Below are 14562 nucleotides of genomic sequence, written 5' to 3' on the forward strand. Positions count from 1 at the left end.
CGCAACGGCGATCGGGACCTGTCGATCGGCCTCGCACATGGAGACGTCGCGGAGTCCGACCGTGGGTGGAGGTGGATGTCGTCTCGCGGCAGGATGTGTGCCACCGCGGGGAGATCTAGGTTTGCGGGGTGACTGTCGATGAATTGAATGACGTGCTGGATGGCGATTTCGTCGTCGGTCTGGCGCAAGTGACACCGCTTCGGGGTGTGGTGGTGTCACCGGTGAACAGTGCGGGATGGGATGCGGAGACGTCGATCTTCGCTTTCACCAGTGATCTGGCGGCGTTCCGAAAGCTGCGGCGATTGGAGCGAAATCCGCAGGTGGCCATCGTATTTCACACCCGCGAGCACGGTGTGGCCGAGACGGATGCCTATGTGCTCGTGCAGGGCAGGGCGAGCTTCTCCTGGGATCCGGATCGAGAGGATCTGGCGCCGTTCTATCGGCGGCCGGGCACGGCGCTGGGGCCGGAACAACTCGGCGGGAGGCTGTGGGATCGGTGGCTGCGGCCGTTCTGGTGGGATCGGGTCGTCGTCCGGGTGCGTGCGGACCGTATCCTCGCGTTCCCCGATGCCGCGTGCATCGGGGCCGCGACGGTACTCGCGGGTGCGGCCGAGGTGGAGGATCCGGCTCCGCAGTCACCGCCCGCCAAGGGCACCGAGCCGCGGGTCGAGGTGGCCGGAACCGTTCGGGGACTGCGGAAATTGAACTACCGGCTGCTCGGCTGGGTCGGCGCGGACGGCTACCCGGTGGTGGTGCCGGTCGGGATCGAGGCGGCGACAACCCGCGGAATCACGCTCTCCGCACCGATCGGTTCGGTCCCGCTCGGTGGTCGGCGCGCCGGACTCACCGGTCATTCCTTCACAGCGGGCACGCTCGGGCAGCGGCAGACGGCGCTGACGGGATGGCTCGAAAATGACGGCGGCACAGTGACTTACGCACCGCATACGAGACTGAACTATGTCATCCCACCGAGCCGGACGTTCTGGCGACTCGTCGTAGGCGCGGTCACCCGGGTGGGACTACATCGCGCCCGCCGCGACGGCGTGCCTTCCACTGCACTGGCGCGCTGAGTAACTGGCGGGTGATTCTCGACCTGTATCCGCCTGGCGCGGTGGAAGACTGCTGAGATCAGTCGAAGACGACGGTGCGGAGGCGGGCGGTGTACTGGGCCGCGCGCTCCATCGCGTCGCTGGCCGCATCCAGCTCGATCAAGGCCTCCTCCAGTACTTCCCGCGCACCGGCGACGCAGTAGCCGGGGGTGGTGAGTGCTCCGGTGCCGACGGTGTCGATGATCAGCCCCGATTGGGGTAGTGCCGAGTAGTCGACGTGTAGTGCGGCGACCGCGCGGCGGAGCTCGGTCAGTTGGGTGAGCAAGTGCTCGCGCTGGCCTTCGAGCTCTATCGGATCCTTCACCATGGGCTCCAGTCTGCGCCGGCATTCGGCCGCCGCGGCGTGTGTTCTCGGCGAGCGGAGATGCTTGGTTTCGACTGCGGCGGATACTGTGCGCCGCAGTCTATTCGGTTGGGGCGGTTCGGGTTCGGGGCAGACGATTCAACCTGTTCAGGCGGGTTGGCGGACGGGAAACGGTGCCCCCAAAACAGGGGGCATGCGACGGATTCTCGATCGGTGAACAGTGCTATCGCAAAACGATCCACCTGTTCCACCGGGCTTTGCCGAATCGAGAATCACCGCATTATGGGTACATCAGCCCGCACCTTCGCCGCGGCGGGCATCACCGCCGCCGCCTCCACCCTGACCGCGTTCACCGCCGGATCCCACCACCTGGCCAGCCTGTACGACACCGGGGCGCAATCCAGCATCTTCATGGACGGAGGACCCCTGCCCGGCAGTGCCGGTGACATGTGGATACCGGTGGCAGCGGCCGGTTCTCAACCCTGCGCGTAATCGACTGACGTTGCTGGATTCTCACCGTGCTGAGCCGGCAACGTTCTCACGGTGAGAGCTTCTCGATCGCGAAGGCGGACCGGTGGGTCGGGTGCGGTGGGACGGTGGGCTGCCTATCGTGGTGTGTGGCTTGCTGATTCGGATGCAATCCGTCGAATCCGGATGAGATCTAGCAATGCTAGACAGGGCGCTGATCCAATGTTACGGTTGCTCTCGAGTCTAGCGCTGCTAGTTTTCCATCACCGAGGAGTGAACGATATGGCTTTCACCAGCAACGAGCAGCAGTTTCTCGCGGAGGCAGGGATCGGGCGGCTGGCGACGGTGTCGCCGGACGGTGTGGTGCAGAACAATCCGACCAGCTACCGGGTGAACGCCGACGGCACCATCGACATCGGCGGAATGCGGATGCGTGGCAGTCGGAAGTTCCGCAATGTCGAGGCGGGCAGCCGGGTGTCGTTCGTAGTCGATCAGCAGGTTTCGTTGGACCCGTACGTGATTCGCGGCGTCGAGGTCCGGGGCACCGCCGCAGCCCTCGACGATGAGGAGCCCCCGTTCCCGCCGCAGGAACGCTCCATCATCCGGATCCATCCTGAACGGATCATCTCCTGGGGCATCGACGGAGGATCCTTCGACTTCGCCAGCCGCGGTGTCGAGTAGCGGAACCGTCCGCGCACTGGCGCAGTCGAGATAGTCCCTTGCGGCCTCATTGTCACCAGGTCCACCGGTGAATGCGATCGCGTAAATGTCAGTGGTGCTGCACCACTCGATGCGATCAGTGCTCCCCGGGCACCACCTTGTCGGCAGGCGGAGCTTGGATATCGAGGGACTGGCGCCAGTTGCTGTAGGTGATGGTGGTGGTGGTGTCGTCGAGTGAGTGGTCGGACGTTGTGCGGATGACGACACGCACGGGGAGATTCCGGGCCCCGACCCAGATTTGGACTGTCTCCGTGATGTTCTCGCCGGCCCTGTCGGACAGATCGCTGGGAAGTGCTCTCGGCGCACGGATATCGATGTCGAGGTCGTACCGCGTGGTGTCGCGGCCCTCGATCCGATCCGGATGGGTCGCCCCGATCGTGGCGACACCGGGCAGGAAGTAGAAGTCGGTATCCAGGTCGGCCCATGCGTATTCGAAGGAATTCTTCAGCTCGGGGTTGTCTTGCGCCGCATAGCTGAACCACCGTTCGTCGCCGTGTGGTGACATCGGGCCGGTGAGGTACTGGATGTCCGGGAAGGTGATTGTGCGTGTGCCTGCGATGTTGGAGTGGCCCTCGAAGGCGCAATCCGAGGCCTTGATCGGATTCACCTGGACCTTGCAGCTCAGTCCGTCCGAATCGATGCCGCTGTCGGTCCACACCACGGTCCAGGTTCGCTGCGACGATGCGGCGCGGGTGAACAGCCCGCGCAATTCGTCCATCGAAGTCACCGGCGCGGACAGTGACTGGCCGACGGGTGTGGAGCCCGCCATCGTGGCGACTGACGCGATGGCCGCGAGGCCGATGACAACTCGACGCATGTCGGCTCCTCGAATCCGTTTACCGGCAATCTATCTCGCGTCAGGCAAAGGACCGAGGGCCGGGAGTGGGGGAGAGGAACCGTACCGAGGTGTGGCCCTCGGCGGTTGGTTCGATGCGGCAGCTCACCCGGTAGACCTCGGCGATGAGTTGTTCGGTGAGGACGTCGGCGGGAGTTCCGGTGGCTACTACCCGGCCTTCGTGCAGGACGATCAGTGAATCGCAGAACATCGCGGCGAGGTTGAGGTCGTGCAGGGCGAGGATCGCGGTCACCGGGAGGGCGCGGACCAGGGCGAGGATTTCGAGTTGGTGGGCTATGTCGAGGTGGTTGGTGGGCTCGTCCAGGAGGAGTTCGCGGGGTTGCTGGGCGAGCGCGCTGGCGATGAGGGCGCGTTGGCGTTCGCCGCCGGAGAGGGTGTGCCAGGGGTCGGATGCCTTGTGCGACAGGGTTGTCGCGGTGAGGGCGTGGTCGATGGCGGCCGCGTCGGCGGTGGGGTCGCCGCCGAACAGGCCGCGGTGGGGGATGCGGCCGAGGCCGACCACGTCCAGGACGGTGAGATCGAGGTCGGTGTCGGCGTGCTGGCCTACCAGGGCGATGCGGCGGGCCAGTCGCCTGCGGCGGATCGTGTGGATGTCGGTGTCGTCCAAGGTGATTCGGCCGGAGTCGCCGCGATCGAGACCGGCCATCAGACGTAGCAGGGAGGACTTGCCCGAACCGTTGGGGCCGAGCAGGCCGACCGTCGAGCCGGGCTCCGGATCCAGGGTGGCGCCGTCGAGCACCAGGCGGCCCGAGCGGGTCCAGGAGATATCCTGTGCGCGCAAGGTCATGCGGGCCGCCCGCGCGCGATCATGCGAGCTGCCTGCGGCGGCGGGCGAGCAGGATGGCGAAGGCGGGCACGCCGAGCAACGCGGTCACCACGCCGACGGGAATCTCCCTGGCGCCGAACACGCTTCGCGCCACGGTATCGGCCCACACCATGAAGACCGCGCCGATCAACACCGTCACCGGCAGCAGCCGGGCGTGACCGGGTCCGACGAGGAATCGCGCGACATGCGGCAGCACCAGGCCGACGAAACCGATCGCACCGGCCGCACTCACGAGCGCGGCCGTCACGATCGCCGTGACCAGCAACAGCACGATGCGCGTGCGACCCACCGCGACCCCCAGACCCGCCGCCGCGTCGGATCCGAACGCGAACGCGTCCAGGGTCGACGAATACCACAGGCAGACAACGCAACCGCCGCCGAACACCGCGGCGGCGACGGTGACATCGGTCCAGGACGCACCGGCCAGCGACCCGAGCAACCAGAACAGCACGCCGCGCGTCTGCTCGGCATTCGCCGACGACAGCACGATCAACGACGTCAACGCCGAAAACAGCTGCGTACAAGCGACTCCCGCGAGAATCACCCGATCCGGGGTGCCACCCGCGCCGTAGGCCAGCGCCAGCATCGCCGCGAACGACAGCACCGCGCCGAGGAACGCGCCCCCGGACAGCGACAGCGTCCCCGCACCGACCCCGAGCACCGCCACCAGCACCGCCCCGGTCGACGCTCCCGAGGAAACCCCGAGCACGAACGGATCCGCGAGCGGATTACGCAGCAGCGACTGGAGAATCGCCCCGCACAGCGCCAACCCCGCCCCGCAGACGGCGGCTAGCAATGCCCGAGGCAGTCGCAACTGCCACACGATGCCGTCCGCCAACCGACCGGCCGACGACGTCCCGAGGCCGAGATGCTGCCCGATGATGCCGTACACCTCGCGCAGGGACACATCGGCCGGGCCGATGGACACCGTGACCGCTACCGAAACGACGAGCAGCACAGCGCAACACACGCAAATCGCCAATGCCCGACGTGTTCGCAGCGAGGTGCCGCGCGTGCTCCTGTCCTGACTGCCACTGGAGGTTGTCATCCGGCCGAGGGCGGCATCGACTGCTCAGAAGAGAACACCGGCCCGAGAAGCCTCACCCGGACCGAAAACGGCTCCGGCGCTTCGGCTATGCGAATCAACGCGCCGTGGCCAAGCCGGTGGACAGCTTCTCGATGGCGTCGATCTCGCGAATGCCGGGGTCGAGTTCCGACCCGGTCATGACCACATAGTGCTTGCCCTGCACCGCACGCATCCGATTGGTGGCCGGATTCGATTCCAGGAATGCGGTTTTGGTGGCGAGCGCGTCACCCTCGATGCGCTTGCGACTCAGATCGGCCAGCACGAGCACATCGGGATCACTGGCGACGACGGCCTCCCAGTTGATCTCCGGCCAGTCCTCGTGCTGGCCGGCGAACACATTGCGCGCCCCAACCTCGGTGGCGTACATGCCCGGGGCTGAACAACATCCGGCCATATACGGCGTCTTGATACCGGAGAACCAGAACGCCACCGTCGGTGAATTACCGGTGGACTTGCCCGCCGTCGCGGCCTGCAACCGCCCCTTCAACTGCTCGACCAGCTGCGCCCCGCGATCCTGCACATCGAAGATCCGGGCCAGCTCGGTGATCTCCTGAAAAAGCGTGTCCACACCGAGCGGCGCTGTGCGGGTGACGGTTTCGCCCCGCACATCCGCGCCGGTGCACACCGCCGGGGATTGATACGTCGGAATCCCCAACTGCGCGAACCGCGACCGCTCCGCCACCACGGCGGGCGTGAAGGTGTGCGCGCTCGCCGAGGTCACCAGGTCCGGCTTGGTGCCGAGCACCGCCTCGAGCGACGAGTCGTTGTCGGCCAGCCGGGGCACCTTCGCGTTGTCGGCGGCGAGCGCGGGCAGCACCGGATCGAACCAGGTCGAGGTGCCCACCATGCGATCGGCCAGCCCCAGCGACAGCAGGATCTCGGTGGACGCCTGATACAGCGATACCGCCCGGATCGGGGCCTGGTCGAAGGTGACCTTCACCCCGCAGTTGTCCAGGGTGAGGGGATAACTGGTGCGTCCGGGCCGATCCGGGGTGGCGCTCGCCGCGCCGGTCGTCTTGTCCGCGGGGCTGCCGCAGGCGGTGAGTCCGGCGACCAGCATGCCGATCAGGCCGAAGATCGGCAACAGCCGTGTCGTCGTCTTCATGCGCAATACCGTACCAATTGGAAGGTTTTCAAAATGACACTGCTCCTCAGGGGTCGATGGCCGCAACGAATCGGCCTGCCGGACAGCCCGGCAGGCCGCCGCGATCAGACCAGCCGCCAGTCTTCGAGACCCTGATACAGCGGAAGATCCTGAGCCAGCTTGCGCACCCGAGCCCGCAGCGCGTCGAGATCGGCGCTGCCCGCCAACGCGGTCGCGATGATGTCGGCGACCTCGGTGAACTCCGCGTCGCCGAAACCCCGGGTGGCCAGCGCGGCGGTCCCGATCCGCAGACCGGAGGTCACCATCGGCGGGCGCGGGTCGAACGGAACGGCGTTGCGGTTCACCGTGATTCCGATCTCGTGCAGCAGATCTTCACCCTGCTGCCCGTCGAGTTCGGAGGCTCGCAGGTCGACCAGCACCAGATGCACATCGGTGCCGCCGGTCAACACGCCGATCCCGCGCTCGGCCACATCACTGCCGTTCAACCGCTCGGCGAGAATCCGGGCACCGGACAGCGTGCGCTGCTGCCGAGCCACGAACTCCGCACCCGCGGCGATCTTGAACGCCACCGCTTTCGCCGCGATCGCGTGCATGAGCGGTCCGCCCTGCTGCCCGGGGAACACCGCACTGTTGAGCTTCTTCGCGAACTCTTGCTTGGCCAGGATCAGCCCGGAGCGCGGACCACCGAGGGTCTTGTGCACGGTCGAGGAGACGATATCGGCGTGCGGGACCGGTGACGGATGCAGTCCGGCCGCAACCAAACCCGCGAAATGCGCCATATCCACCCACAGGTACGCGCCCACCTCGTCGGCGATCTCCCGGAACGCCGCGAAATCCTGCTGCCGCGAATACGCCGACCACCCCGCCACGATCACCCGCGGCGAGGTATTGCGCGCGATCCGCCGCACCTCGTCCATATCGATGCGGTGATCGTGCTTGGCGACCCCGTAGGTGTGCGCCTTGTAGAGCTTGCCGGAGAAGTTCAACTTCATGCCGTGGGTGAGATGCCCGCCATGCGCGAGATCCAGTCCGAGCAGCCGCTCGCCCGGATTCATCAGCGCCATCAGCACCGCGGCATTCGCCTGCGCCCCGGAATGCGGTTGCACATTGGCGAATTCGGCCCCGAACAGTTCCTTGGCCCGATCGCGGGCGAGGGTCTCCACCACGTCGACGTGCTCGCACCCGCCGTAGTAGCGGCGGCCCGGATACCCCTCGGCGTACTTGTTGGTGAGCACACTGCCCTGCGCCTGCAGCACCGCGCGCGGCACGAAATTCTCCGAGGCGATCATCTCGAGGGTGTCGCGTTCGCGGGCGAGTTCACCGGCCATCGCGGCCGCGAGCTCGGGATCGAGCTCCGCGAGCGACTGTGAAACGACCGAGGCGGTGGAGGTATTCGCTGTGACCACTGGTGGACTCCATTGCAGAGTGCGGGACAGCCGCCGCCCTACCGGAGCACACACCGGCCGCGCGACAGCGAGTCGCGGCAGCCGAGTGGTGATACGCCCGATCCACGAGGCGACGACCGCCGGATACGGTGTATCCGGCACAGCGGGCAGGTCTTCGGACTCGCGGGCACCGATCCTTCATCTCGAAGGATCCACCTACTGGCCGTCGCTTCCCGGGCAACGTGCCCAGTGCGTGTGACGGCGGTCGTTCCCGCTCACCGCTGCGGGACAGTCCCGGATTCTCACCGGGTTCCCTCTCACTCGCCCCCGGCGTCACCGCCGGACGCGAGCTTCGACGCTCACGATGGACTCGGGGCTCCGAATGCCACACCGCCAGCGAACCAGCTGCGCAATCAGCATAAACACCGTTGACCGCGCACGGAAACACGGGTCACAGGGAATGCGCGGCCTCGCGCAGCGTCCAGGAACCGCCGCGCTGATGCAGCGTGGTCGCCGACAGCGGCGGAATATCGAGACGCCAGAACGAGATCGGGGGAGCCGCCAGCGCGATCAGGATGGCGGAGCGCACGATCGCCGGATGCGTGACCGCGATGATCCGCTCCGGATGCTCGGCCAGGCCGTTCATCCACGTCCGCGTCCGCTCGATCACCTGGATGATCGACTCCCCTTGGTGCCCACGGTATTCCGGATCACCGAGCCAGCCCATCAGCGACTCGGGGGCGAGATCGGTCATCTCCGAACCGGTCCAGTCCCCGCAATCGAGGTCGCGCAGTGCGGGTTCGGTGTCACCGGTGAGACCGAGCTGCGCCGCGGTCTGGGCGGTGCGCGCCTCCGGTCCGATCTGGACCACGTCGGCCCGCAGCGCGCTGTGATCGGCCTTCTGCACCGCGCGCAGGCCCAGCTCGTTGAGCGGTTCATCGGCGGCGAAACGCGCCGTCTGCACCGCGTCGGTGATCGCATGGGTGATGAGCGTGAGTCGAGTGACCGCGCTCATGCCGCAGAGCTCGTGACCATGGGACTCTCCTGAACCCTCGAGGGGATGACGCGTCCCCGATCTGTGGTGGTAGACGATACGAAACCGCCGCAGCGCCGGTCAATCCGCGGGCTGCCGGGCGCGTTCGGGTTGCGCCTCAGCCACGTCCGAGCAGGGTGCCACCGTTCACCTGCAGGATCTGCCCGGTGGTCCAGGCGGCGTCCGGCGAGGCGAGATGAGCGATGGCCGCGGCGATCTGATCGGGAGTCCCCGCCCGACCCAGCGGGATCTGCGCGACGCGGTCGGCCTCGAGCTCCGGGGTGAGGCGGGTAGCCCAGAATTCGGTCGCCGGCACGAAACCCGGAGCGACGACATTGACCGTGATGCCTTGCGGCGCAAGCTGACTCGCCAGACCCAGCGCCCAGCCGTGCAGCGCGGCCTTGGCCGCACCGTAGGGGCCCGCGCCGCGCAGGGCGGCGATGGAGCTGACCGACACGATGCTCGCGCCGGGCCGGGACAGGTCGGGCAGCAGCGCCTCGGTGAGCAGCACGGCGGTGATCACGTTGATGCGGAAGGCATCGGTGTAGGCGTCGGCGAGACCGGTCAGATCGGTGGAGGGCTGGTTCGGGTTGCCGCCCGCATTGTTGACCAGGACATCGATCGGGCCACCGGCGACCAGCTGCGCCGCGAGCTCGGTGACCTGGTCCGGGTCGGCGAGGTCGCCGGTCGCGAAACCCACACGGTCGGAGTCGAATTCGGTGTTCAGCTCGGCCGCCGTGGCCTTCAACACCTCCGATCGGCGACCGACGATGGTCACCTCGTCGCCTCCGGCGGCCAATCGCCGCGCCACCGCCCTGCCGATTCCGGTGCCGCCGCCGGTCACTACCGCTCGTCGCGTCATCTGCGCTCCCACTCGATGAATCGTTCTCTCGCCGAACCTACTTCAAGCAGGATCGGTGCTGTAGGCGGTATTTGTGGTGGCACCCGGGCGCGGTGACGGCATTGTGACCGCGCGGGCGAGAATTCCACGCAGCCGCCACGGCAGGGCGGCGAACAGAGCGGTCATCGCCGTCGCGGTGGCGCGCAGCTCGTCGCGGCCGGACAGATACGCCCGCTGTGAGGCGATGGGCAGGGTGAAGAAGGCGTCGAAGAACACCGGCAGGTCCGCGGGGGGCAGCGCGAGCAGCGCACGTAATCCGGCCTGCCGCAGGCGATATACGGCGCGGGCGGACCCGGGCCAGATGGCATCGCCCGCCACCACGGCGTCGGCCAGTCGCAGCGAGGTGGCGACGCTGTATCCCGTCGCGGGATGCATGAGCGCGCCCGCCGCGCCGAACGCGGTGCCCGGGATGCCGCCCTGCACCGGGAACCGGACGCGTTCGACGGTCTCCTCGCCGGTGAGTTCGATTCCCCGGGAACGCAATCGGTGTATCAGCCGGTCGTGCAGCTCCCGGATCGACAGCGCGGGGCGTCCGGCCAGACAGGTCTCCTCCAGCAGCACCCGGTCGTCGTCGAGGGGAATCGCGTACAGAAACGACCGGGGCGCAGCCGAATCCGCGCCGTTGTCATCACGCCAGTCCATGAACAACGTCTCCGCCGTCCAGCGTTCGCGCTCGACGATCACTCCGAACGCCGTCTGCTCGGCGAGGGCGGGGGAGCGCGGCACCCCACGGGCGTCGATCACCCGGCCCGCGGGCAGCACCCGGGCCGAAGAGAGCCGGGCCGCCGGCAATTCCAGGCCGGCGGTACCCGTGCGGGTCGGGCGCGTGATCGCGGTGACCCGGTCGGTGATCACCCGCGCGCCGTCCAACGTCAGTGCGTCCTGCAAGCCCGCCGTATCGAGTACCGCGTAGCGGCGGTCGACCTCGATGCGGCGGGTGGTCCAGGCCAGCGGGCGGTCGACGACCGCCGCGAGCGTGTCCGCTGCCAGCCAGCTCGGCAGCTCGTCCGCCCACGCCGCGTAGGTGGCCGTCCAGCGGCGTCGCGGCTGCGGATCGACCACGGTCACCGACAGTCCCGCGGTGAGCGCGCGATGGGCGAGGGCCCGCCCGGCGGGGCCCGCGCCGCAGATCAGCAGATCGTCGGTCACCCCGTGATTGGATCATGATCGGTAGCCCGCCTACGCTTCGGTAACCGATGCCGGGCCGGGGAGGGTCTGGCAGGCCGTGAAAGGTGAGCAGATGACATATCCGCCCGGACCCCCGTCGGGTCCCGGATTCGGTGGGGATCCGAACGCCTACGGGCAGCAGCCACAGTCGGATCCGGCCTGGTGGGATCAGCCCGCCCAGCAGCCGGGTGGCGAGTATCAGCCGCAGCAGCCCGGCTGGCCCGCGCAACAACCGGCACCGGGCTGGCAGCAGCCAGGGCAGACGAATTGGACTGGGCCGCAAGGGTATGCGCAGCAGCCGGGATTCCCGCCGCCGCAGCCGCCGAAATCGAACGGCGGGCTGATCGCGGGCATCGTGATCGGCGTGATCGTGGTGGTGGCGGTCGCGGTCGGCGCGATCGTATTCGTCTCCAAGAAGGACGACACCAACCAGGCCGCGGTGACCACCACCTCGGCGACCACGACCACCGACGCACCGACGACCACCCGCACCACCGCCCCGACCACCACGAAGGCGGCTCCCGCGGGCGCGCGTTTCCACTACACCGAGTACGGGCAGGACTGGAACTTCAAACTCGGCAGCGTGGCCCTGCAGGCCAGCTGGGTGGAAGGCCACGACTACAGCAATTGCGCGCCGATCGAGAAGGCGGGCAAGCTGACCGGCCTCGGCTGCCAGACCGCCTCCGAACTGGTCTGGAAGTCGGAGAACGGCGGGCTCATGCTCACCCAGCTGGTCCTGGGCATGGCCAGCGCGGACCAGGCGTCCAGCGCCGACGGTCAATTCGACGACGGCGATGTCCAGCTGCCGGACGGCAGCTTCATCGCCGACTTCGAAACCGGCAAGTGGAAGGACGGCAACCAGGGCAGCTTCCTGGTGGTCACCGTCGCGACCGCGACCGCCGCGGTCGATACGGCCACCGTCGAGAAGTATCTGAAGTACCGCCACAGCGACACCCTCGGGGCGCTCGCGTTCCGCTGAACCGCACTGCGGAAAGCATTGCGCCCGGCACCGATTCACGGTGCCGGGCGCTGCTGTACCGCAAGGCTCAAATACCGCCGGTGGCCAGCAGTCCGCCGTCCACGCGCACGGTGGTGCCGGTGATCCACGCCGCGTTCTCCGAGGCCAGGAACCCGATCAGCGACGCCACATCCTCCGGCGAGCCCAGCCGCTTCATCGGATAGAACGCCGCCGCGGCCTCCTCGTCCGCCGAATACAGCGCGTCCGCGAACTTCGTCTTCACCACGCCCGGCGCGACCGCGTTCACCCGGATCGTCGGCCCCAACTGCCAGGCCAGCTCCTCGGTGAGCCGGATCAACGCCGCCTTCGAAGCCCCATACGCCGCAATGACATTGGTCGACCGCAGCCCCGCCACACTGGCCACGTTCACCACCGCGCCCCCGTGCTCACCCATCCACGCCCGGTACGCCTCCTGGACGTACCCCAGCGCCGCAACGACATTCACGTCGAAGATCTTGCGCACGGCCTCGAGGTCGGCGTCCATGAGCGACCCGTACACCGGATTGATCCCGGTGTTGTTGATCAGCACATCCAGCGACCCGAACTGCTCCACCGCAGCCGCCACCTGCGCCGCCCGCGCCGTCGCGTCCCCGGAATTCCCGGCGACGGCGACCACCTTCCCCGGATGTCCCAGCCCCCGCAGTTGCTCGGCAGCCTCCTCCAGGGGCTCCGCCTTCCGGGCCGAGATCACCACATCGGCCCCCCGCCCCAGCAGCTCGGCCGCCACCGCGAACCCGATTCCCCGGCTCGCCCCGGTGACCAACGCGCTCTTGCCCAACAAATCAGCACTCATGTGAGGGCACCCTACTTCAGTCCCGTCGTTCCAGCGCATTCGCCCAATTTCTGGGGTCGTACAGTCGCACGCGTCGAGCCGTGACCGGCCCACAAGACTTTAAAAGGTTTGCGTTTCAAATAGGTGGGCGCCAGGTAGTCTGTGCCAAACGTTCGCACGATCTCCCCGCGAGGAAACGGGGCAACTATCGTGGGCATAGCCCCCTGCTCGGCATCCCACCGGCAACCAACGAGAACCGCGAAAGTCGAGTGAAGAGGTCATGCAGACACAATTCAGCGAATTCCCCGTACCAATCGAGCAAATCTCCGCCGATCCGTCGCCCGTCGTCCGGCCGCCCCTGGTCGAGGACGGCGCGCATATCTGGCAGATCGCGCACGATTCCGGTGTGCTGGATGCCAATTCGAGTTACGCCTACCTGATGTGGTGCCGGGACTTCGCCGCCACCTCGGTGATCGCCGAAATCGGCAGCACCGTGGCCGGATTCGCGATCGGCTACCGGCGACCGGAGCAGCCCGACACCCTGTTCGTCTGGCAGGTGGCGGTCGATCATCCCTACCGCGGCTTCGGCCTCGGCGTGACCATGCTGGAGCAACTGCTGGACAACCTTGCCGGACAGGGTATTACGGCGCTGGAGACCACCATCACCGCGGACAACGCGGTCTCGATCGCCATGTTCGGGACGCTGGCCCGCCGCCGGGGCGCCCTCATGCGGGATAGCGCCCTGTTCGAAACGCACGTCTTTCCCGACTCGCACCAAGCCGAACGCCTGTACCTCATCGCCCCGCTGTGCGATTCGACCGACCCATTGGCGACCACGCACCCGTAGGCAAGTGCGCCGGAGGGTGCGCACACCTGGTGCGCGGGCTGCCAGCGTCGGTGACCTGTCACGCGGCGTGGAAGCGGCATGTCCCGCTACTCCTGGCACAGTGGAACGCGTGATCGGGCGTACGCGGCGGGGGTGTGGCCGGTGGCGCCGCGGAACTCGCGAATCAGGTGGGCTTGGTCGGCGTAGCCGAGGTCGGCGGCTATTTTCGCCCAGACGACCTTTTCGCCCTTGCGGATGATGTCGGCGACGTCGAGCAGTCGATACCGGCGCAGCACCCAGCCCGGTGACACGCCCGCGTATTCGTGGAACATCCGTTGCAGGGTTCGGGGGCCGATGCCGGCGCGCGCGGCCAGGTCGGTCACGCAACGGACGCTGGCATCCGTTTCCGCGATCTCGGCTATCCGAGCCACCTCCCCTGCGGGCTCGAGCCGGGACGAAATGACGGATTGTTCCAAGGCTGACGCCAAAAGTGCGACCCGTGTCGCGTCGTCCGGCTCGATCGCGATCCGGGTAACCAGTTCCGTTGCCGCGCTGATGATGGCGCTCAGAGGGAGTCCGCGATCAGTCAGCTGAGCGGCGGGTTCGGCCGCGAATGCGCCGATGCCGCCCGGCTTCGCCATGGCGCCGACCGTCCAGCCGCGACCCGCTACGACCCTGGTGCCCAGCCTGGTGGTGACGCCGGTGACCCGTCCTTCGATGACATCGACGCTCCCGTTCGTCGATTCCTCGCATCCGCTGCGGCGGCCGGCGTCGGCCTCACGATGGCCGACACTGAAATACGCGGCAGGGTGGGTCAACAGCTGCTGACTGTGGAGCACACCATCGGGCATGTCCCAGCTGACGGTCCAATAGCGATCGAGCACACCATCCAACTCCTGCCCCACCGAATACCGGTTGAGCTGGACGAACGCAGGACCTTCGGTCACGGTGAGAACCGTATCGCAGCAGACCGACCTTGTCGCAA

Annotated in this window: 16 protein-coding genes and 1 riboswitch; of the genes, 5 read left to right on the top strand and 11 right to left on the bottom strand. The window is 67.5% G+C overall.

What is annotated here, in order from left to right; all coding sequences use genetic code 11:
• The first annotated feature begins 128 nt into the window (after nucleotides 1-128).
• Complete coding sequence (locus tag OG300_RS08830) at nucleotides 129-1070, top strand: pyridoxamine 5'-phosphate oxidase family protein (protein ID WP_405494009.1); 942 nt, start codon at nucleotides 129-131, stop codon at nucleotides 1068-1070.
• Nucleotides 1071-1128: 58 nt separating this feature from the next.
• Here OG300_RS08830 and OG300_RS08835 read toward each other — a convergent pair whose 3' ends face one another.
• The gene (locus tag OG300_RS08835; RefSeq protein WP_405494011.1) at nucleotides 1129-1416 is read right to left on the bottom strand and encodes a hypothetical protein; all 288 of its coding nucleotides are present in this window, start codon (nucleotides 1414-1416) and stop codon (nucleotides 1129-1131) included.
• Between the two features lie 279 nt (nucleotides 1417-1695).
• Between OG300_RS08835 and OG300_RS08840 the strand changes: the two genes are divergently transcribed.
• Both OG300_RS08840 and OG300_RS08845 read left to right on the top strand, forming a co-directional pair.
• Entirely contained in the window at nucleotides 1696-1905 is a 210-nt protein-coding gene (locus OG300_RS08840) for a hypothetical protein (protein WP_405494013.1), read from the top strand.
• 258 nt (nucleotides 1906-2163) lie between these two features.
• Entirely contained in the window at nucleotides 2164-2562 is a 399-nt protein-coding gene (locus tag OG300_RS08845) for a PPOX class F420-dependent oxidoreductase (protein ID WP_405494015.1), read from the top strand.
• Between the two features lie 115 nt (nucleotides 2563-2677).
• On the opposite strand, the gene OG300_RS08850 is transcribed toward OG300_RS08845, so the two are convergent.
• From OG300_RS08850 to OG300_RS08885, 8 genes are all read right to left on the bottom strand, one after another.
• The gene (locus tag OG300_RS08850; protein ID WP_405494017.1) at nucleotides 2678-3418 is read right to left on the bottom strand and encodes a hypothetical protein; all 741 of its coding nucleotides are present in this window, start codon (nucleotides 3416-3418) and stop codon (nucleotides 2678-2680) included.
• 40 nt (nucleotides 3419-3458) lie between these two features.
• Nucleotides 3459-4244, bottom strand: a complete 786-nt coding sequence (locus OG300_RS08855; RefSeq protein WP_405494019.1) for an ABC transporter ATP-binding protein — start codon at nucleotides 4242-4244, stop codon at nucleotides 3459-3461.
• A gap of 19 nt (nucleotides 4245-4263) precedes the next feature.
• The gene (locus OG300_RS08860; RefSeq protein WP_405494020.1) at nucleotides 4264-5331 is read right to left on the bottom strand and encodes a FecCD family ABC transporter permease; all 1068 of its coding nucleotides are present in this window, start codon (nucleotides 5329-5331) and stop codon (nucleotides 4264-4266) included.
• A gap of 94 nt (nucleotides 5332-5425) precedes the next feature.
• Nucleotides 5426-6475 (bottom strand): ABC transporter substrate-binding protein, encoded by a 1050-nt coding sequence (locus OG300_RS08865; protein ID WP_405494022.1) that lies wholly within the window; start codon nucleotides 6473-6475, stop codon nucleotides 5426-5428.
• 104 nt (nucleotides 6476-6579) lie between these two features.
• The gene (gene glyA / locus OG300_RS08870) at nucleotides 6580-7881 is read right to left on the bottom strand and encodes a serine hydroxymethyltransferase (protein ID WP_405494024.1); all 1302 of its coding nucleotides are present in this window, start codon (nucleotides 7879-7881) and stop codon (nucleotides 6580-6582) included.
• Nucleotides 7882-8008: 127 nt separating this feature from the next.
• A riboswitch (cobalamin riboswitch) is annotated at nucleotides 8009-8216 on the bottom strand.
• 95 nt (nucleotides 8217-8311) lie between these two features.
• On the bottom strand, nucleotides 8312-8875 hold the full coding sequence (locus OG300_RS08875; RefSeq protein WP_405494026.1) for a histidine phosphatase family protein: 564 nt from the start codon (nucleotides 8873-8875) through the stop codon (nucleotides 8312-8314).
• A 136-nt stretch (nucleotides 8876-9011) separates the two neighbouring features.
• The gene (locus tag OG300_RS08880) at nucleotides 9012-9755 is read right to left on the bottom strand and encodes an SDR family NAD(P)-dependent oxidoreductase (protein WP_405494028.1); all 744 of its coding nucleotides are present in this window, start codon (nucleotides 9753-9755) and stop codon (nucleotides 9012-9014) included.
• A gap of 42 nt (nucleotides 9756-9797) precedes the next feature.
• Entirely contained in the window at nucleotides 9798-10943 is a 1146-nt protein-coding gene (locus OG300_RS08885) for a lycopene cyclase family protein (protein ID WP_405494030.1), read from the bottom strand.
• A 91-nt stretch (nucleotides 10944-11034) separates the two neighbouring features.
• Between OG300_RS08885 and OG300_RS08890 the strand changes: the two genes are divergently transcribed.
• Nucleotides 11035-11940, top strand: coding sequence for a hypothetical protein (locus OG300_RS08890; RefSeq protein WP_405494032.1), 906 nt, complete (start codon nucleotides 11035-11037; stop codon nucleotides 11938-11940).
• Nucleotides 11941-12007: 67 nt separating this feature from the next.
• On the opposite strand, the gene OG300_RS08895 is transcribed toward OG300_RS08890, so the two are convergent.
• A complete protein-coding gene (locus OG300_RS08895) occupies nucleotides 12008-12772 on the bottom strand; it encodes an SDR family oxidoreductase (RefSeq protein WP_405494034.1) in 765 nt (254 codons plus the stop codon).
• 259 nt (nucleotides 12773-13031) lie between these two features.
• On the opposite strand from OG300_RS08895, the gene ectA reads away from it, so the two are divergent.
• Complete coding sequence (ectA, locus tag OG300_RS08900; protein WP_405494036.1) at nucleotides 13032-13598, top strand: diaminobutyrate acetyltransferase; 567 nt, start codon at nucleotides 13032-13034, stop codon at nucleotides 13596-13598.
• An 86-nt stretch (nucleotides 13599-13684) separates the two neighbouring features.
• Here the strand turns inward: ectA and OG300_RS08905 are convergent, their stop codons facing one another.
• A complete protein-coding gene (locus OG300_RS08905) occupies nucleotides 13685-14524 on the bottom strand; it encodes a helix-turn-helix domain-containing protein (RefSeq protein WP_405494038.1) in 840 nt (279 codons plus the stop codon).
• Between the last annotated feature and the right edge of the window lie 38 nt (nucleotides 14525-14562).

Origin of the sequence: Nocardia sp. NBC_00511, from assembly GCF_045161165.1 — a bacterium.
Classification (GTDB): Bacteria; Actinomycetota; Actinomycetes; order Mycobacteriales; family Mycobacteriaceae; genus Nocardia.